The 19,374-nt window shown below is 64.5% G+C and carries 18 protein-coding genes; 9 read left to right on the plus strand and 9 right to left on the minus strand.

Annotated features, from left to right (window positions below):
• Nucleotides 1-17 precede the first annotated feature (17 nt).
• From HF916_RS21680 to hutC (HF916_RS21690), 3 genes are read left to right on the plus strand one after another with little or no spacing between them, the layout of a single operon-like run.
• Nucleotides 18-680: an amino acid ABC transporter permease gene (locus tag HF916_RS21680; protein WP_168790866.1), complete on the plus strand. Its 663-nt coding sequence runs from the start codon at nucleotides 18-20 to the stop codon at nucleotides 678-680.
• A 19-nt stretch (nucleotides 681-699) separates the two neighbouring features.
• Complete coding sequence (locus HF916_RS21685) at nucleotides 700-1,569, plus strand: amino acid ABC transporter ATP-binding protein (protein WP_168790867.1); 870 nt, start codon at nucleotides 700-702, stop codon at nucleotides 1,567-1,569.
• Nucleotides 1,570-1,621: 52 nt separating this feature from the next.
• Nucleotides 1,622-2,425: a histidine utilization repressor gene (gene hutC, locus HF916_RS21690; protein WP_168790868.1), complete on the plus strand. Its 804-nt coding sequence runs from the start codon at nucleotides 1,622-1,624 to the stop codon at nucleotides 2,423-2,425.
• A 23-nt stretch (nucleotides 2,426-2,448) separates the two neighbouring features.
• On the opposite strand, the gene hutC (HF916_RS21695) is transcribed toward hutC (HF916_RS21690), so the two are convergent.
• The 8 genes from hutC (HF916_RS21695) to HF916_RS21730 all read right to left on the minus strand — a co-directional run bounded on the left by hutC (HF916_RS21695) (nucleotide 2,449) and on the right by HF916_RS21730 (nucleotide 10,090).
• Complete coding sequence (gene hutC / locus HF916_RS21695) at nucleotides 2,449-3,177, minus strand: histidine utilization repressor (protein WP_206001941.1); 729 nt, start codon at nucleotides 3,175-3,177, stop codon at nucleotides 2,449-2,451.
• A gap of 124 nt (nucleotides 3,178-3,301) precedes the next feature.
• Entirely contained in the window at nucleotides 3,302-4,951 is a 1,650-nt protein-coding gene (locus HF916_RS21700; protein ID WP_168790869.1) for an aromatic amino acid ammonia-lyase, read from the minus strand.
• Nucleotides 4,952-4,989: 38 nt separating this feature from the next.
• Nucleotides 4,990-5,781 (minus strand): ABC transporter ATP-binding protein, encoded by a 792-nt coding sequence (locus HF916_RS21705; RefSeq protein ID WP_168790870.1) that lies wholly within the window; start codon nucleotides 5,779-5,781, stop codon nucleotides 4,990-4,992.
• 35 nt (nucleotides 5,782-5,816) lie between these two features.
• Entirely contained in the window at nucleotides 5,817-6,569 is a 753-nt protein-coding gene (locus HF916_RS21710) for an ABC transporter permease (RefSeq protein WP_168790871.1), read from the minus strand.
• 14 nt (nucleotides 6,570-6,583) lie between these two features.
• Entirely contained in the window at nucleotides 6,584-7,306 is a 723-nt protein-coding gene (locus HF916_RS21715) for an ABC transporter permease (protein WP_106311831.1), read from the minus strand.
• 102 nt (nucleotides 7,307-7,408) lie between these two features.
• Nucleotides 7,409-8,269, minus strand: a complete 861-nt coding sequence (locus tag HF916_RS21720; RefSeq protein ID WP_168790872.1) for a transporter substrate-binding domain-containing protein — start codon at nucleotides 8,267-8,269, stop codon at nucleotides 7,409-7,411.
• Nucleotides 8,270-8,560: 291 nt separating this feature from the next.
• Entirely contained in the window at nucleotides 8,561-9,241 is a 681-nt protein-coding gene (locus HF916_RS21725) for a methyltransferase family protein (protein ID WP_168790873.1), read from the minus strand.
• A 12-nt stretch (nucleotides 9,242-9,253) separates the two neighbouring features.
• Nucleotides 9,254-10,090, minus strand: a complete 837-nt coding sequence (locus HF916_RS21730; RefSeq protein ID WP_168790874.1) for an arylamine N-acetyltransferase family protein — start codon at nucleotides 10,088-10,090, stop codon at nucleotides 9,254-9,256.
• Between the two features lie 480 nt (nucleotides 10,091-10,570).
• Here HF916_RS21730 and HF916_RS21735 point away from each other — a divergent pair, with 480 nt between their 5' ends.
• The 6 genes from HF916_RS21735 (at nucleotide 10,571) to HF916_RS21760 (ending at nucleotide 18,475) form a co-directional block, all read left to right on the plus strand.
• Nucleotides 10,571-12,094, plus strand: a complete 1,524-nt coding sequence (locus HF916_RS21735; protein ID WP_168790875.1) for a carbohydrate porin — start codon at nucleotides 10,571-10,573, stop codon at nucleotides 12,092-12,094.
• Nucleotides 12,095-12,195: 101 nt separating this feature from the next.
• Nucleotides 12,196-13,347, plus strand: a complete 1,152-nt coding sequence (locus HF916_RS21740) for a hypothetical protein (protein ID WP_168790876.1) — start codon at nucleotides 12,196-12,198, stop codon at nucleotides 13,345-13,347.
• A gap of 37 nt (nucleotides 13,348-13,384) precedes the next feature.
• Nucleotides 13,385-14,692 carry an iron uptake transporter deferrochelatase/peroxidase subunit gene (gene efeB / locus HF916_RS21745; RefSeq protein WP_168790877.1) on the plus strand — a complete coding sequence of 436 codons (1,308 nt, stop codon included), beginning with the start codon at nucleotides 13,385-13,387 and terminating at the stop codon, nucleotides 14,690-14,692.
• Nucleotides 14,693-14,752: 60 nt separating this feature from the next.
• Nucleotides 14,753-15,784: an iron ABC transporter substrate-binding protein gene (locus tag HF916_RS21750; RefSeq protein WP_168790878.1), complete on the plus strand. Its 1,032-nt coding sequence runs from the start codon at nucleotides 14,753-14,755 to the stop codon at nucleotides 15,782-15,784.
• Nucleotides 15,784-17,388: an ABC transporter permease gene (locus tag HF916_RS21755; protein ID WP_168790879.1), complete on the plus strand. Its 1,605-nt coding sequence runs from the start codon at nucleotides 15,784-15,786 to the stop codon at nucleotides 17,386-17,388. The genes HF916_RS21750 and HF916_RS21755 overlap by 1 nt, the downstream gene beginning before the upstream one ends.
• A gap of 28 nt (nucleotides 17,389-17,416) precedes the next feature.
• Complete coding sequence (locus tag HF916_RS21760) at nucleotides 17,417-18,475, plus strand: ABC transporter ATP-binding protein (protein ID WP_168790880.1); 1,059 nt, start codon at nucleotides 17,417-17,419, stop codon at nucleotides 18,473-18,475.
• On the opposite strand, the gene HF916_RS21765 is transcribed toward HF916_RS21760, so the two are convergent.
• On the minus strand, nucleotides 18,460-19,338 hold the full coding sequence (locus HF916_RS21765; RefSeq protein ID WP_168790881.1) for a LysR substrate-binding domain-containing protein: 879 nt from the start codon (nucleotides 19,336-19,338) through the stop codon (nucleotides 18,460-18,462). The genes HF916_RS21760 and HF916_RS21765 overlap by 16 nt on opposite strands.
• Nucleotides 19,339-19,374: the final 36 nt, after the last annotated feature.

The raw sequence follows: 19,374 nt of genomic DNA on the forward strand, positions 1-19,374 counted from the left end.
GACATCGACACCACGCCATGCAAAAGCTCGATCCCACCGTCATCACCCACAACCTGCAGCCGATCGCCGCGGGGCTCGCCACGACGCTCGGCACCTGGGCCGCAGGCGTGGCGATCGGCATTCTGATCGGCTTTCTGATTGCCGTGCTGCAACTCTTTTGCGGACGCTGGGTGCGCGGCGTGTTGCGCTTCTATATCGAACTGTTTCGCGGCACGCCGTTTCTCGTGCAACTCTTTTTGCTGTACTACGGCGGCCCGTCCTTTGGGCTCACGCTCGAACCGATGACCGCCGGCGTGCTCGGCTTGGGTCTCTACGGCAGTGCGTATTTCGCCGAAGCCTTTCGCTCCGGCTTTCAATCCGTGCCGCCGGGTCATCTTGAAGCGGCATCGTGTCTCGGCCTCACGCGCTGGCAAGCGGTAGTGCGGATTCAGGTGCCGCAAATGCTGGTACTGATCGTACCCGCGCTGACCAATCTGATCATTGTGTTGAGCAAGGAAACGGCCGTGTTGTCCATCGTCACCGTGCCCGAACTCACGTTCGTGCTGACCGGCATCGGCTCGGCTACTTTTGCTTTCGTCGAAACGCTGCTGGTGCTGTGCGTCTGCTATCTCGCGCTGGTCGAACTGACTTCGCGCGCGGGCATGTGGGCCGAAACCCGCATCGCGCGCTTCATGGCATGAACGGAAACGGGACCCTCTTATGAACGCCATCGCCGACATGCCCTCCTCCGCGCCCACTGCCAACCTCGGACCCTCGCCCGGCGCACCGCTGATCGAAGTGCGCGATCTTCGCAAACGATTCGGCGAAGTCGAGGTGCTGCGCGGTGTCGATCTCCAGATCGCACGCTCGGAAGTGGTGTGCATCATCGGCCCGTCGGGCTCGGGCAAGAGCACGCTGCTGCGTTGCCTCGCCGCGCTCGAAACCTACGATCAGGGCGATGTGCGTATCGAAGGCGAACTGCTCGGCTACAGCGAGCGCAACGGCAAACGCGTGCGCGCCTCGCAAAGCGAGATCAACCGCGTGCGGCGCAACGTCGGCATGGTGTTTCAGCAGTTCAATCTGTGGCCGCATATGACGGCGCTCGGCAACGTGATGGAATCGCTGCTGCGTGTGCGGCATCTGTCGCGCGACGAAGCGCGCCGCCGCGCCAACGCGATGCTCGAAACGGTCGGCCTCGCGCACAAGGGCGACGCGTATCCGGCCAAGCTTTCGGGCGGCCAGCAGCAGCGTGTGGCGATTGCGCGCGCGCTCGCCATGGAGCCGCATATCATGCTGTTCGACGAGCCGACCTCGGCGCTCGATCCGGAACTGGTCGGCGAAGTGCTGCAAGTAATGAAACAGCTCGCGCGCGACGGCATGACGATGGCGGTCGTCACACACGAAATGGGCTTCGCCGCGCAGGTCGCGGACAAAGTCATGTTCATCGATCAAGGCCGGATCGCCGTGCAAGGCAAACCGCGCGATGTCTTTCACGATGCCGGACAACCGCGCTTGCGGCAGTTCCTGCAAAACTACTTCGATCGCAACGCCTTCTGGACGCGTGGCCCCGACGACGCGCAGCCGCTATGAGCGCGCGCCGGTTTCTGCCTGCCTCACGCGGACACTGACGTAAGGGCCGCCGATGTCCTCCACCGTTCGCAGCCGCACTCACGACAAGCCGCCTTCCGCGTCGGCGCTGAAGGCCGCGCGCGCCGTGGCCGACGCGCCGGCCGCGCGCTACGAACAGGTCAAGAGCCATATCCGGCAGATCATCGAATCGGGCAAACGCCGGGCCGGCGACCGTCTGCCGTCGGAACTCGATCTGGTCGGGACGCTTGGCGTATCGCGCATGACGGTCAATCGCGCGCTGCGTGAACTCGCCGAAGAAGGACTCGTGACGCGCGTCTCAGGCGTCGGCACCTTCGTCGCGCAAAGCAAGCCGCAATCGACGCTGCTGATGATCGCCCATATCGGCGACGAGATCCGCTCGCGGGGCCATGAATATCGCTGCGACACAGTTCTGTCGCAACGCGAAACGGCGTCGGTTATGGTGTCGAATGCGTTAGGGCTTGCGCCGGGCGCTTCGGTGTTTCATGTGATCTGCGTGCATCGCGAGAACGGCTTGCCGGTGCAACTGGAGGATCGCTACGTGAATCCGGCCATCGCGCCGGATTTTCTGCTGCAGGATTTTTCGGCGATGCGGCCGTCGGAATATCTGTTCGAGATCGTGCCGGCGCACGACGTCGAGCATATAGTCGACGCCGGCCTGCCTACGCGCACAGAAGCGGAACTGCTTGAAATTCGCGCGGAGGAACCCTGCCTCACGCTGATGCGCCGCACGTGGACGAGCGGCGTGGCGGTCACGTTCGCGCGATTCGTGCACCCTGGGTCGCGCTACCGGCTAGGCTGCCGCTTCTCGCCGGAACTGTCGCAACGCCAGGGTTGAAAACGCGCTGGCGTTAAACCGCGTTACACGTTCCCCGCAAGATGGAAACGCGACGCAGGGTGCCACAACTGCACCGACGTCGCCACGTCGTCGCCCACCCACGTGCGGCGCCAAAGTTGCAGACACGGTTCGCCGATATCCATCAACAGATGCCGGCGCACATAGGCGTCGGGCTTCTGCGCATAGATGCGAAACTCGGCGCGCTGAATCGGCGCGAGCCGAACCATGTAGTGATTCGGCGTCTCGATCGTGAAATCCTGGTTCAGATAATCGGGGAACACCTTCGGGTTGACGTAGCGGTCCTCGTACTGGATCGGCTCGCCCTCCTCGCTGTGCACGATGCACGAGTGAAAGGCCGGACCGCTGGCGAGACCGAGTGCTTCTAGCGCCTGCGGGTCGTCGCTCGGTTCGAGCGTCAGCACACGTGCCGAATGGCGATGGCCGCGCGCGGCGATTTCGTCGGCGATATTGCGGATTTCCAGCACCGTCGATTCGTAGCGCTGCGGCGCGACGAACGTGCCGGAACCTTGTACGCGCGTGAGCACGCGTTCGGTGGTCAATTCGCGCAACGCGCGCGACACGGTCATGCGCGCGACGCCGAATTCCTTGACCAGTTCCGTTTCGGACGGGATCAACCCGCCGGGCTTCCAGTCCCCCTCGCTGATGCGCCTGATCACGTAGCGTTTGATCTGCTCATAGGCGGGCATAGCTTTCGCCGGTGTCTCCTGACTGCGATCAGGGCGGTCCTGCATCTCCGCGGTTCGCGTGCTTGTAGTTGTGTTCACTCCGACCTCGTGGGTGGTACGCCGGTTGTACCTGGTTGGTACAACTTGGCCGGCTTGCCGGCGGATAGCCCGCTCACCGGCATTGTCTGCGTCATGCCATGTGCGCGGCAACCTGGCCATCGTTGACGGCGATACTCGCCGCCGCGCGGACGTGACCCGCGGCCGCCAGATTCGTGACCGTTGCCGGTGCCATCAGGTCCGCGCCGTCGGCCGACGTGACCGGCCGAGGGCCAATCTTACCAGGGTTCGGCAACGGCGGCGGCGCCTCGTCGGCGATCATGCGAAACGCGATACTCATGTCGTCCGCGAGTGGACGGTCGTCGCGGTAGACCGGCACGACGCGGCGCACGCGCTGCCAGAGCGCTCCGGTGTGCGGCGCGCGCGGCGCGTCGATACTTTGCAGGTCGTAGGCTTGCGCCGCCGCGAGCAGTTCGATCGCCACGATGCGCCCGGCGTTGTCGATTATCTCCAGTGCTTTCAGCGCGGCGGGCGTGGCGTGGCACAGGTGGTCTTCCTGCAAGCCCGAGGTGATGCCGCCGTCGAGGCTCGCGGGCAGCGCGAGCCGCCGGTTCTGCGCGACCAGCGACGCCGCCGTGTACTGCGCGATCATGAAGCCGGAACAGGTGCCGCCCGGCTCGGCGAGAAACGCCGGCAGGCCGCTCACCAGCGGATTGACGAGACGATCCAGACGCCGCTCGGCCATCGCGGCGACTTGCGCGATCGCGGTGGCGAGGCTGTCCATCGCCAGCGCGATCGAAGCGCCTACCGCGTGCGCCTGCGAGTAGACGCGCGGCTCTTCCGGCGTGCCGGCGACGATCGGGTTATCGGTCATCGACGCGAGTTCGCGATTGACCACGTCGGCGGTCGCGGTGAGCACGTCGCGCGCGGCGCCATGCACGTGCGGAATGGTCCGCATGCTCAGCGGGTCCTGCGTGCGATGGCCGACCACCGCCGCGAGAATGCCGCTGTCGGCCAGCGCGGTGCGCATCCGGTCGCCGACCCTGTTCAGTCCCGGCGAGATGCGCAAGGCGAGCGATGCTTCATCGAAAGCCGCGAGCTGGCCGCGCAGATTCTCGAAGCTCATCGAGGCGACCATGTCGGTCCAGTCGAGCAGGCGTTCGGCGCGCGCCAAGGCCAACGCCGCGAGGCCCGTGACGCACGGCGTGCCGTTGACGAGACTCAGCCCTTCCTTGGCTTCGAGCACGAGCGGTTCAAGCCCGAGGCGTTGCAGCGCGTCGCGTCCTTTGAGCCGCTCGCCGCGCAAGCGCGCGTAGCCCTCACCGATGCAGACGAGCGCGATATGCGCCATGTGACTCAGATAACCCACCGAGCCGAACGCGGGCACTTCCGGCAGGCAATCCGCGTTGAGCAGCGCCACCAGTTGGTCCGCGACTTCGAGGCGAATCCCCGAGTGTCCGTGCGCGAAGTTGTTGACGGCCGCGGCCATGACCGCACGCGTTTCGGCGGCACCGAGCGGCGCACCGACGCCGACCGCATGGCTCATCAGAATGTTGCGCGACAACGTGCGCTGTTCGCCCGGCGAGACGATGACGTCGCACAACGCGCCGACGCCGGTATTCACGCCATACGCGCGAATCCCGCGCTCGACGATCTGTTCGACTAGCACGCGCGCCGCGGCGATGCGTGCACGGGTGTCGGCGGAAAGCTCGAGCGGCTCACCGGCGGCAACCGCTGCCACCTGAGCCCAGTCGAGAGGACGATTGGAACGGATCACGGCCATATGAGTGCTCTGCCTGGTAGATTACCTGGTGATGCTGATTAGTTGGTGGTGCGGTCCTGATGGCTCGAAACGAATTGCCGGAAGCGATCCGACTTGCATTCGACGAACACTTCGTCGGGCGTGCCGTCGGCTTCCACTTGCCCCTGATGCAGGAACATCACGCGATTGGACACATGACGCGCAAAACCCATTTCGTGCGTGACGACCAGCATGGTGCGGCCCTCTTCGGCCAGCGAGCGCATCACGCGCAGCACTTCACCCACCAGTTCGGGATCGAGCGCCGAGGTCGGCTCGTCGAACAGCATGACTTTCGGATGCATCGCCAACGCACGCGCAATCGCCACGCGTTGTTGCTGGCCGCCGGACAGATGCGCGGGATAGTGGCCGCGCTTTTCCGCGAGACCGACTTTTGCCAGCAGCGCTTCCGCCTCTTCCACCGATTCGGCGCGGCTGCGCTTTTGCACGCGCATCGGCCCTTCGATCAAATTTTCCAGCACCGTCATATGCGACCAGAGATTGAAGTTCTGGAACACCATGCCGAGTTGCGAGCGCACCCGGTCCACCTGGCGGCGGTCGGTCGGTTGCAGTTTGCCATCGCCGCGGCGCTTCATTTTCAGCTCTTCGCCGGCAAGCGAGACCGAACCATCGTCGGGCGTTTCGAGTAGATTCAGGCAGCGCAGAAACGTGCTTTTGCCCGAGCCGCTCGCGCCGAGAATCGAGATCACGTCGCCTTGATGAGCGTCGAGCGAAATGCCTTTGAGCACGTGATGTTCGCCGAACGATTTGTGAATGTTCTTGACCGACAGTGCAACGGGTGCCGTAGCGTTCATGGGATTCTCCAGATTCATCCAGGATGGGCGGCCGTTCAAGGCGCGGCGCGGCGTGCTTCGGTGGTGGCGGAAACCGGGCGGCTCGCCGCAGCCGGGCGCGCCGCGCGCAGATGACGCGACAAACGCGTTTCGAGCATGCCGAGCAACCGCACGATGACGAAATTCAGGAACAGATAAATCAGCGCGGCGCAGATGAAGACTTCCGTCGTGCGATAGGTTTGCTGAATGATCTGTTGCGCGACGCCGGTCACTTCCCACACGGTGACGAGGCTCGCGAGCGCCGTCGATTTGACGAGCAGCACCGCTTCGGTCGAATACGCCGGCAAACACTGGCGCAAGGCGATCGGGCCGATCACGCGGCGCAGCAACGCGAAGCCCGACAGGCCGATTGAATAACCTGCTTCGATCTGACCGACCGGCACGGCCATCAAACCGCCGCGAATGATCTCGGCGGTATAGCCGGCCGTGCATAGCGCGAGCGACAACACCGCGCACATATAGGGCTCGCGCAGCACCGGCCACAGGAAACTCTCGCGGATCACGCCGAACTGCCCCATGCCGTAGTACACGAGGAACATCTGGATCAAGAGCGGCGAGCCGCGGAACACGAGGATATAAGCGCGTGCGAAGCGATTCGGCAGCCGGTGCGGCGACACGCGCATCGTGACGATCACGAGCGAAAGCAGGCCGCCGAGAATCAGCGAGCAGAAGAACAGGCCGAGCGTGGTCGGCACGGCCGCGATCAGTTGCTTGATCGTGTCGAACAGAAAGTCGAAGTCGAAATGCATGATGGCCGCCCTCGTCAGTTACGCGCGAAGTTGCGCTTGAAGGACCGGCCCACGTGCGCTTCGGCACGGTTGAAGACCCGGTTCGAGATGCTGGTCATGAGCAGATAGAGCGCGCCGCCCACGACAAAGAACGTGAAGTATTGGTGCGTGGAACCCGCCGCCACCTGGCTCGTGCGCAGCAATTCGGCGAGCCCCGTCACGGAGATCAACGCCGAATCCTTCAGGCTCAATTGCCACACGTTGCCGATGCCGGGCAACGCGAAACGCAGCACTTGCGGAATCAGGATGCGCCGCGCCATGGTCAACGTCGGCATGCCGATCGAGCGCGCGGCTTCGAGTTCGCCGCGCGACACCGCCAGCACCGCCGAGCGGTACACCTCGGCCTGATAGGCGCCTGAAATCATGCCCACGGCTAGCGCGCCGACCACGAACGGCGGCACGCCGACGAAGCCCTCCGCGCCGAACAACTGGCCGACGGTCGTGACGAGCGTCGAGCCGCCGAAATAGAACAGATAGATGACGAGCAGTTCAGGCACGCCGCGAAACACGGTGGTGTAGATATCGCCGATCACGCGCAGCGTACGAAAACGCGACAGCTTGGCGGCCGCCACCAGCGCGCCGAATACGGCGCCGACCGCGAGCGCCGCGAGCGTGAGCGCCACCGTCATCAACGCCGCGAGCAGCAATACGCCGCCCCAGCCTTCCGGCCCGAAGCCGAGCATCTGTATCAGAGCCATTCCCTACCTCTCATCTTCATCCATTGCGGCGGATCGAACCAGCCGGCATGCGCGGCTCTTTCGCCACGCGCGCCTGCCGTTACCTCTCGACGTGTTGGCGAATCAAGGCGTGACGTCGGTCTTGAACCACTTGTCGGAGAGTTTCTTGACCGTGCCGTCGGCGAGCGCGGCGCTGATCGCGGTGTCGAACTTCGCTTTCAGGTCGGCGTCCTGCTTACGGAACGCGAGGCCTTCGCCCGGACCCCAGATCGGGCCACCGATCTTCGGGCCGGCCATCACGATCGACGCGGTTTCTTTCTTGTCGATGTTGGCGGCGTAGTACGTGACGTCGTCGAACGAGGCGTCGATGCGGCCGTTGGCCAGATCCAGATCGCGTTCGGGCGAGGTCTTGTAGACGCGGATCGTGGCAATGTCCTTGAAGCCTTCATTGATGAACTTGGTGTAGACCGTGCCCGACTGGATGCCGATGGTCTTGCCCTTCAACTGCTTGCGCAAGGCGTCGACGGTCGGCTGATCGGTCTTCGGATCACCCGATAGCTTGACGACGCCGGCGCCCGGCGCGGACTTGGGCAGCACTTTGGCATCGGCCACGGCGAACGTGGCGGGCGTGGCAGCGTACGGCTTCGAGAAGGCGATGATCTTTTCACGCTCCGGCGTGATCGAGATCGCATCCATCAGGACGTCGAACTTACCCGCTTGCAAACCGGGAATCATGCCGTCCCAGTCTTGCGCCACGAGATTGCATTGCAGTTTGATGCGCTCGCACAGGTTGGCGACCAGTTCGGGTTCGAAGCCGCCCAGCTTGCCGCCCGGCAAGGTCAGATTCCACGGCGCGTAGCCGCCTTCGAGCGCGATCGTCACCGTCTTCCAGTCTTTGGCCTGCACCGGTGCCGCGAAAATCGCCGCGGCGCCGAGAACGGCGCCGATCAATGCTTTTGCTGCCGTCGTGCGCTTCACTTTCACGTCGAAACTCCTTTGATTGAGGAAACCGTCGAGCTGGATGTTTAACCGTTGCTGAATTTGTATAGACAAGTCTGCATGAGTCAAAAAGCGGTCGCAAGAGAATTTGCGAGAAATTGACGGAATCGTCGGGTAAGCCCCTATAAGACACAGCGCAGCGCGGCTTTGCGGGGAGTTCTTAATGTGTGAAAGATGCATGGCGTGCGTCACGGCATGGGCGAGCACAATCCGTTTTGTCTAGACAGGTTGATGCAAGCTGAGCAAACGCGCGCGGAGGCGGCGGCTCGTTGCGCCCTACCAGATGAACGGCACGAAGCGATAACGCACGCGCGCCATGTAGTCCGTGTAACCGTCGAGTTGCGCGGCTAATACGCGCTCTTCACGCACCGCGCGCCAGCCGATACCGATCACCATCACCGGCACGAAGGCGAGACCCCACCACGAGCCGAGCAACAAGGGCGTGCCGACGAACAGCAGCAGCGCGGCGGAATACATGGGATGGCGGACATACGCGTAAAGACCGGTGTCGATCACCTTATGCCCACGGCTCGCCTGGATCTTCACGACCGGCGCGGCATAGCTATTGGCCTGGAACACGAAGCGGCACATGAAGAGGCAAAGGAACACGCAGAGCGAGCCGAGGCTGACCAGTGCGACCGGCAGCGGCGCGGTCCAGTGAAAGCGCATCGCGTCAAACGCCATCAGGACCAGCCAGCCGCACCACGCCACGGAGACGCTCACCATGAAAATGCGGTCCCAGCGGCTTTGCTGCGCCTGCACGAACGGTGACAGTCGCTCGGCGAGCAGGCCGGGATCATGACGCGCCAGCCACAAACCGATCCACAGGCTCAGCACGCCCAATTCGATCACATACCACCAGGCGGCCGGCCATGCAAAGGTGCCCGCCGCGCCGAACAGCAGCGCGCCCATGCCCATCAGCCAGACGACCGTTTGAAAGATGAGGCGCGCGACCATGGCAGTTCGTTGCTACGCGGCTTTCGCCGGCGTGCGTACGCGGTCGAATATCCCGGCGATGTCGAGGTCGCCGGTGTTGATGCCGAACTGATCGCGCAGGCATGCCGCGAGTTCGCCGGCGCTCTTGAGTTGCCGTTCACTGATGAGCCGGCCATCGGCCGCGCGTTCGCTCAGTTGATCGTTGAGCAGCGCGAGCCGCGCTTCAGACAACACGCGGCACACGATCAGCGTGCTCGCAAAAATCGCTTCCGGCGAGGTCGACGTGTACCAGTTCGAGGTTTCGTAATCGATCCACTCGACCGGATGCAGATCGAAGCGATACACCCGCGCCCAGCTTTCGTCGCGCGCCTGCACTTCGAGATAAAGCGCGTCGCGCGATGCGTCGGCGAGACGGAACGTGCCGAGTTCGGTGGGTTGCGCGAGACCCGCGCTCAGGCGCAGCGGCGCGGTCAGCGTCACGCTGCCGAAGCCGACGTCCGCGATCCAGGCTTCTTTGTCGATGTCGAGGCGCAACACCATATGCGTGCGCGGCGGCGGCGCGTCCGATTCCCGGCCCCACAGCACGCGCCCGAGCAACGGCGTGACCGTGAAGCCCAACTGCATCAGCACGTCGGCGAACAGCGCGTTCTGTTCGAAACAGTAGCCGCCGCGGTGTTCGGTGACGAGTTTGCGCTCGACCGATTCGAGGTCCAGTTTCACCGGACGCCGCGTAAGCGGGTTCAGGTTCTCGAACGGAATCGCGCGCGGGTGCAACCGGTGAAGCGCCTGAAGGACGTCCAGGGTTGCCGCGCGCGGCCCTTGGTAGCCAATGCGGGCGAAGTAGTTGTCCAGATTCACTGTGTGAGACATCGGCAGGGTTCCGGTATGGTTTTGGGCGCTGGACGCTTACTGGTCACGCGCGCCTGGGCGGTTTCGGAAATCGATCATAGCCGCTTTTGCGGTCAACTCGCAGCGGCGGCCTTGACCGGTTTTCGTAGTCGCCGTTCGGCGCCGCCAACACCCGCCGTTTTGTCATATCCCCTCTCCTGAATTTGCGTTTCGGTCAACTCGCACGAGTTCGATATGACCACCACCATTCGTTTTCATTACATTCACATTAACCGTAAATTACGTGCAAATGCCGTTTAGTAGCAGTCCGTAAAGAACAAAGTTATATGCCAGTAATATTGATGCGAATCGTTCTCATTTGTGTTGACTCACTAAATCCGCATGCGTACGATCTCGCCATCTGCTGTATCGGGCGTCGCGAACCGATACGGCAAATCGCGGGCAGGCGGCGACGCGCCGCGATGGTTCAAATCAGTCGATACAACACCAATAAGGATTTCGATGCAGTTCGCCCATTTCAACGGACCCGGCGCAGAAGCGCGTCCGTTTCGCGATTCCGCGCCGCGCGCCGATCTCACGCGCCGTTCGCGTTTGCCCTCGATGCGGCGTGCCGCACTCTGTACGGCGTTCGCCTGGGCGTCGCTGACAGCCGGCGTCGCGATGGCCGAAGCCAATCCCGACGCTACGCCCGAAGCGCCCGAGGCCGACCTGAACATCCAGGCGGCCCAGACGAACCAGTGGACCGGCGTCTGGAACCGGCAGCAGTTGCTCGGCGACATTGGCGGCCTGCGTCCCTGGCTCGGCAAATACGGTGTGACCTTCACGCTGACCGAGACCAGCGAAGTGCTCGCCAACCTGCGCGGCGGTCTCGCGCGTGGCGCCGACTACGACGGCTTGACGACCGGCACCGTGCAATTGGACACGCAAAAAGCGTTCGGCTTGCCGGGCGGCCTGTTCAACGTCAGCGCGTTGCAGATTCACGGCGCCAATCTCAGCGCCAACAAGCTCGGCACCCTGAATACGGCGAGCGGCATCGAAGCGGACGACGCAACCCGTCTGTGGGAATTGTGGTACCAGCAGTCGTTCCTGAACAAGCGCATTGACGTGAAGATCGGTCAGCAAAGTATCGACCAGGAATTCATCACCAGCACGTACTCGGCGCTGTTCGTCAACACGATGTTCGGCTGGCCGGCCCTGCCTTCGTATGACATGCCGTCCGGCGGCCCGGCGTATCCGCTGTCCGACCTCGGCGTGCGCGTGCGCGGCCAGATCACGCCTTCGTTGACGGCGTTGGCCGGCGTGTTCGACGGCGATCCGCTCGGCAACAATCCGGACAACAAGAGCGGCACCAACTTCAATCTGCACAACGGCACGCTGTTCATCGGCGAATTGCAATACGCGATCAACCAGCCGGCCGACGGCGAAATGGTCGGCGCGGGCGGCGGTGGTTTGCCGGGTACCTACAAGCTCGGCGTCTGGTACAACAACGGCGGCTTCGCGGATCAGCGCTTCGACAACACCGGTTTATCGCTCGCGGATCCGGCCACGAGCGGCGTCGCCCAGAATCATCACGGCGACTACAGCTTCTACGCCGTGGCCGACCAGATGATCTGGCGTCCGGATCCGGACGAGCCGCGCAGCATCGGCGTGTTCGCCCGCGTGATGGGTGCGCCCGGCGACCGTAACCTGGTGAGCCTCGCCGCCAACGTCGGCGTCGTGATGAAAGCGCCGTTCGCCGGCCGGGACAACGACAGCGTGGGCCTTGCGCTCACCTACATCAAGGTCGGCAATCATGTGAACGGCCTCGATGCGGATACCCGCGCATTCACCAACGGCCCGTACGGTGTGCGCACCAGCGAAACCGCGCTCGAGGCGACCTATCAGTACCAGGTCAATCCGTGGTGGCAAGTGCAAGCCGACGCGCAATACACGTTCAACGCCGGCGCCGGCCAGAATCCGAACGATCCGACGCAGCCGCTGCGCAACACGTTCGTCATCGGCGTGCGGACCAACATCAATTTCTGATGACGTTCGCGCCCAACTCACACGCTACCGACCCAATCGAATCCCATGCTTTCGATCATGACCGCAATCACCGCTTTGTGCGCAGGCACGGAGGCTCAATCGTGAACAATCCCTCGCGCAAGTTTTCGCCGCGCGCCGCGCGGGCCCTGATCGCCGCCGCTGTCGGCGCGACTGCATTCGTGACCGCCGGCAGCGCGCACGCCGAACCGCAAGGTTTCCTCGAAACCGTCAAGCATCACACCACGCTGATCAACACCGTGCCGGGCAACGGCGACCAGAATCCGTATGCGGTGGTGGTCGCGCCGGTCACGGCGGGCACGGTCAAGCAAGGCGACGTGCTGGTCGGCAACTTCAATAACTCGACCAATCTGCAGGGCACCGGCAGCACCATCATCAACTATCACCCGGATACCAGGGAGATGACGGTGTTCGCGACGGTGCCGCGCGATCTGAAGGAATGCCCCGGCGGCATCGGCCTGTCGACCGCGATGACGATGCTCAAGTCCGGCTACGTGATCGTCGGCAGCACGCCGAGCAACGACGGCACGACCGGCACCAAGGGCGCCGGCTGCCTGATCGTGATCGATCCGCAAGGCAAGGTCGCGTCGACCATCAGCAGCCCGAACATCAACGATCCGTGGGGCAACATGGCGGTCGTCGACAACGGCAGCAGCGCGACGCTGTTCGTCAGCAACGCCGGCTTCGGCGTGGGCGGCGCGGACGGCAATCCGCCGGTGTTCAAGCAGGCCACCGTGCTGCGTCTGGACCTCGACGTGCCGGCCGGCAAGCCGCCGGTCGTGAAGAAGGAAACGGTGGTGGGCAGCGGCTTCGGCGCGCAGGCGGACAAGGGCGTGTTCCTCGTCGGCCCGACCGGACTCGCGCTCTCGGCCGATCAGAAACTGCTGTTCGTGTCCGACGCGATCGGCAACCGCATCACCGAAATCGACGAACCGATGACGCGCGACACGAGCGCGGGCGTCGGCCGTCAATTGACCGCCGACGGCCTGCTGCACCGGCCGCTCGCGATGGTGACCGCGCCCAACGGCCACCTGCTCGTCACCAACGCGCTGAACGGCCAGATCGTCGAAATCGATCCGGCCAGCGGCAAGCAGATCTACGCGCGCTGGATCGACACCGACAAGGCGCAATCGCCCCCCGGCAACGGCGACCTGTTCGGCCTCGCGATGACGCCTGAAGGCGACGGTTTCTACTACGTGCAGGACGACGTGAACACGCTAGTGCTCGCGAAGTAAGCTCAATATTTCAAAGCCGAATGAAGGTGAAGTAATCATGGCAAACGATCACCCCCCGCGGCCCTCACGGCGCGGATTTCTCAAGGCCGGCGGCGCCGCAGTTGCGGCCGGCGCGAGCCTGGGCGCGGGTCTGGCGACGTCCCAGAACGCGCTCGGCAAGACGCAACCGCACGCCGCCGCCGATCCGCAAATGGCCGTCGAGCCGTTCTACGGCGTGCATCAGGGCGGCATCGTCACGCCGCAGCAAAGTCACACCTACGTCGCCGCCCTCGATCTCACCACGGAGAAGCGCGAAGACGTGATCGCGCTGCTGCGCGCATGGACCGATGCGGCCGCGCGTCTCACGCAAGGTGGCACGGCCGTGCCGCTGCCGACAGGCGACGCCGGCGAGAACAAAGCCGCGCCCGATTCCGGCGACGTGCTCGGTCTCGGCCCTTGCGGATTGACGATCACGTTCGGCTTCGGGCCGGGTCTGTTCACGCATGAAGGCAAGGATCGCTACGGCCTCGCCGCGCGCCGCCCCGCCGCGCTCGTCGATCTGCCGCGCTTTAACGGCGACCAGTTGATCAAGGAAAAGACCGGCGGCGACCTGTACATCCAGGCCTGCGCGAACGACCAGCAGGTCGCGTTTCACGCGGTCCGGCAGTTGTCGCGTCTCGCCTACGGCACGGCGGCGATGCGCTGGGGCCAGTCCGGTTTCCTGTCGGGTCCGCGCGGTCAGACGCCGCGCAATCTGATGGGCTTCAAGGACGGCACCAACAATCCGTCCACCGCCAAGCCGCCGTTGATGAACCAGATCGTGTGGGCGGGCGCCAGCGCCGACGCGCCGTGGATGGAAGGCGGCACCTACACCGTCGTGCGGCGCATCCGCATCACGCTCGAACACTGGGACAACAGCGAACTGGACTTCCAGGAACAGGTGTTCGGCCGCCACAAGTACAGCGGCGCGCCGATCGGCAAGAAGAACGAGTTCGACGCCGTGGACCTGAAGGAAGAGGACAAGGACGGCAATCCGGTGATTCCGGAGAACTCGCACGTGCGTCTGTCGAATCAGGCGAGCAACAACGGCGCGCAGATTTTGCGCCGTTCGTATTCGTACAACGACGGCACGAACTTCTACATCGAGCGCTGGCCGCCATGGCGTCAGGAAACGGAGTACGACGCGGGTCTCATCTTCATTGCGCACCAGAGCGACCCGCGCAGCGGCTTCATTCCGATCAACGACAGGCTCGCGAAGTTCGACATGATGAACCAGTTCACGACGCACGTCGGCAGCGCGATTTTCGCCGTGCCGCCGGGCGCGAAGCCGGGTTCGTATGTCGGCGCGGGGTTGTTCGAGACCTGAAGCACGCTGGACAGCTAACAAAACACAAATCAACTACAACATCACAACGGACTCTGGATCATGGCTTACAACTGGTTTGGCACTCGTCTGCGCGTTCTGAGCAGCGCGGCCGCGCTCACGCTGGCCGCTTTCGCGACGGTGCCGTCGGCGGCCGAGGCCGCGTCGATCACGCTGTATAACGCGCAGCACGAGCAGGTCGTCAATCTGCTCGCCAAGGACTTCGAAAAGCAATCGGGCATCTCGGTGAGGATCCGCAACGGCGAAGGCCCGGCGATGGCCGCGCAGATCGTCGCCGAAGGCGCCGCCACGCCCGCCGACGTGTACTTCACGGAAAACTCGCCGGAGTTGATGCTGCTCGAAGAGAAAGGCCTGCTGAACAAGGTGGACAGTTCGACGCTCGCCACCGTGCCGGCGCGCTTCAGCTCGCCGACCGGCGCATGGGTCGCGGTGACCGCGCGCGAAAACGTGCTCGCCTACAACACCACCAAGGTCCAGGCATCGCAACTGCCGCAATCGCTGTTCGATCTCGCCAAACCGGAATGGAAAGGCAAGATCGGCATCGCCCCGAGCGACGGCGACTTCCTGCCGCTCGTGAGCGCGGTGCTCGCGCTGAAGGGCGAAGCGCAAACGGTGCAATGGCTCAAGGGCCTGAAAGCCAACGCGCAGATTTTCGACGACGACGAAGGCGTGGTCGCCGCCGTGAACCGCGGCGGTGTCGCGACCGGTCTGATCAACAACTACTACTGGGCGCGTCTGCATGCCGAACTCGGCGACGGCAAAACCCGCAGCGCGATCTATCACTTCGGCAACGGCGACGCCGGCGCGGCCGTGAACGTGTCGGGCGCCGCGGTGCTGAAGTCCGCGCACAACACGGACGGCGCGCAGAAGTTTCTCGCCTATCTGGTCAGCGACCGCGCGCAACAGTTGATGGCCAATAGCCACGTGATGTTCGAGTACCCGCTGCACGCAGGCGTCGCACCGGATCCGATCCTCAAGCCGTTCGCCGAACTGAGCCCGCCGCCGCTGACGATCCAGCAACTCGGCGACGACAGCCAGGCCGGCAAGCTGCTGCGCCAGGCAGGCCTGCTGTAATGAGCGAAGCTTTGTCAGCCGGGCCACCGGCTGTCCCCACTGTCCCGGCGCGCGCCCGTTCGCGCGCGCCTCGCGGGCTGTTCGCGGCAGCGGCACTCAGCGCTTTGCTGGTGTTGCTGCCGATTGCGTTTACGTTCTGGCGCGCCGCCAGCTTCGGCGCGGCCGAGGCGATCGACCTGGTGTTCCGGCCGCTCGTCGGCGAACTGCTGGTCAACACGTTGATGATTACCGTCTCGACCACGCTGGTCTCGGCCGTGATCGGTACAGCCGCCGCGTGGTTCGTCGAACGCACGCATTTGCCGGGTCGTCGCGCGTGGGCCGTGTTGAGCGCCGCGCCGCTCGCCATGCCGGCTTTCATTTCGAGCTATGCGTGGGTGTCGCTGAGCCTGGATCTGCAGGACTTCGCGGGCGCGTTGCTCGTGCTGACCTGCGCGTATTTTCCGCTCGTCTATCTGCCGGTCGCCGCCGCGTTGCGCGGCATGGATCCGGCGCTCGAAGAAAGCGCGCGCGCACTCGGTTGCAACCGTTGGACCACGTTCATTCGCGTGGTGCTGCCGCAACTGCGCCCCGCATTGCTCGGCGGCATGCTGCTGGTGGCGCTCGGCGTGCTGTCGGAGTTCGGCGCATTCACGCTGCTGCGTTTTCACACGTTCACCACGCAAATCTACGCGGAATTCCGCACTAGTTTCGATGGCGGCGGCGCTTCGCTGCTCGCGTGCCTGCTGATCGTGATCTGCCTGATCGTGCTGGCATTCGAGTTTCGCGTGCGCGGCGCGGCGCGTTACGAGCGCGTCGATCGCGGCACGCGGCGCGCCGTCTTGCGCTACGACCTCGGCGTATGGCGCTGGATCGTCGTCGCCGGCTTTGCGCTGCTGTCGATCACCACGCTCGGCGTGCCGCTCGGCATGATCGGCTACTGGCTCACGCAACCGGGCGCGGCAGCGGTCACACCGGCTGATGTGTCGCCCGAGCTGCTGTTCAATGCCACGATCTCATCGCTTGGATTCGGGCTCGCCGCCGCATTGCTGACCACGCTGCTGGTCGTGCCGCTTGCATTTCTACTGGTGCGCTATCCGACCCGTTTCGCGACGCTCTTCGAGCGCACGGTGTTTCTCGCGCAAGGGGTGCCGGGTCTGGTGATCGCACTGGCGATCGTGTCGCTCGCGGTGCACGCGCTGCAACCGCTTTATCAGAGCGCGACGCTGCTGGTGATCGCCTACTCCATGCTGTTCATGCCGCTCGCGCTGGTCAGTGTGCGCGCCGCCTTCATGCAGGCGCAGCCGCGCCTCGAAGAGACCGCGCGCGCCCTCGGCCTGAACTGGTCGCAGACGCTGTTCCGCGTGGTCTTGCCGCTCGCCGGGCCAGGGCTCGGCGCGGCGGCGGCGATGGTCTTCATCTCGGTCGTCACCGAACTGAACGCCACGCTGCTGCTCTCCCCGCTCGACACGCAAACGCTCGCCACCCAGGTCTGGGCCGACACCTCGACGATGGCGTTCGCCGCGGCGGCGCCCTACGCGGCGTTGCTCACCGGCATATCGCTGTTCGCCTCGGGCCTCCTGTTCGCACTGCTCGGCAAATCGGCGCTACTCGGCGAACGCAGCTAACGCGCTGCGCTTTTACCATCGGATTTTCATGAGCGAACTTCGTATCCGCGGGCTGCAAAAATCCTTCGACGGCACGCCGGTGCTGCACGGCATCGATCTCTCCGTCGAGCGCGGCACGCTGCTGGCGCTGCTGGGTCCATCGGGCAGCGGCAAGACCACCTTGCTGCGCTTACTGTGCGGTTTCGAACGCGCGGACGGCGGCACTGTGGACATCGACGGCCGGCGCGTGGCCGGCGACGATCTGCATGTTCCGTCCGAACAGCGCCGCATCGGCTACGTGCCGCAGGAAGGCGCGCTGTTTCCGCATCTGTCGGTGGCGGACAACATCGTGTTCGGCTTGCCGCGTGCGCAGCGGCGAGCGCGGCACCGTGTGGCCGAGTTGCTGGAACTGGTCGGCTTGCCGGCGAACTTCGGCGACCGCGCCCCGCAGCAGTTGTCCGGCGGCCAGCAGCAACGCGTCGCGCTGGCGCGCGCGCTCGCGCCGTCGCCCACGCTGGTGATGCTCGACGAACCCTTCTCGTCGCTCGACGCCGCATTGCGGCTCGAAACCCGCCAGGCCGTGGCCAGCGCGCTAGCCGCCACGGGTGCGACGGCCGTGCTGGTCACGCACGATCAATCCGAGGCGTTGTCGCTCGGGCATGAAGTGGCGGTGTTGTGGAACGGCCGGCTGATCCAGACGGCGACGCCAGAGACGCTCTACCGCCGGCCCGTGACGCGCGAACTGGCATCGTTCGTCGGCGAGGCGGTGTTGTTGCCGGGCATAGCCACGCAGGATCGCGTGCGCTGCGAACTGGGCGAGTTGCCGTTATCCGGGCCGATGGGCCAGGGCGCTGTCGATGTGATGGTGCGGCCCGAGCAGATCCGCCTGTTGCGCGCCGAAGAAACGATGCCCAACGGCGCGGCGGCGTATGACGCGGTCGTCACGGAAGTGATCTTTCAGGGGCAGGACGCGGGCGTCGCGCTGCAATTGCGTTCCGACACGCGGACGATGGTGCGCGCGCGGGTGCCGGGTTATCTTTGCCCACGGCCGGGCGAGCACGTGCGGCTCGCGGTGGATGGCGAGGTGACGGCTTACGCTCGTGTTTGAGCCTGAGGCCGCTGCGACAGATCCTGCATCATTTGCGCGGCCAGATAATCGCAGGTCGGTCGATCCGATTTGGCGCTGCGCGCCACCACGATTTCCAGCGGCGCGATCTTCGGCAATCCTTGCGCTTCACCGAGAATCGTGAGTCGCGGCGGCACGCTGCAACGCGTGAGCGCGATCACCGACAACCCCGCATCCACGGTCGCCACCAGTCCCATCAGGCTCGCGCTGCTGAACGCGGCGCGATAACGAATCCGTGCGCCGTCGAGCGCGGCCAGCGTATGCTGGCGAGCCACGCAACCGGGCTCATAGAGTCCCACCGGCAGCGGCGACACCGCCAGCACCGGCGTATCCACCGACGCGCCCACCCACACCATCGGCTCACTGCGCACGAATTCGCCGCGCAACTTGCGGTCGCGCGTGACGAAGGCGAGATCGATCTTGTTGTCGGCGAGCATCGGCGCGAGCGACGTGCTCTGCGCGCAGACGATTTCGATCTCCACGTGCGGATACAGATTCGAGAAGCGCCGCAACACGGGCGACAGCAGCGACGACACGTAGTCGTCCGGCGCGCCGAGCACCACGCGCCCGGTCACCTCCGGCCGCACGATCGCCGACCACGCCTCCTCATGTAGCGCCAGCACGCGCCGCGCATACTCGAGCAGCGTATTGCCCGGCCGCGTGAGCGACAGATTGCGCGTGTTGCGGGCGAACAGTGTGGTGCCGAGCATGGTTTCGAGCCGCTTGATCTGCATGCTGACCGCCGCCTGCGAGCGATGCACGGTCGTCGACGCCTTCGTGAAGCTGCCCGTTTCCACCACCGCGACGAAGGTGCGCAGCAGATCGACGTCGAATTCGGGGTGCATAATTTATCAATCCAGCTTATGGAATTGCTCAATTTA

Source organism: Paraburkholderia aromaticivorans, assembly GCF_012689525.1.
Classification (GTDB): Bacteria; Pseudomonadota; Gammaproteobacteria; order Burkholderiales; family Burkholderiaceae; genus Paraburkholderia; species Paraburkholderia aromaticivorans_A.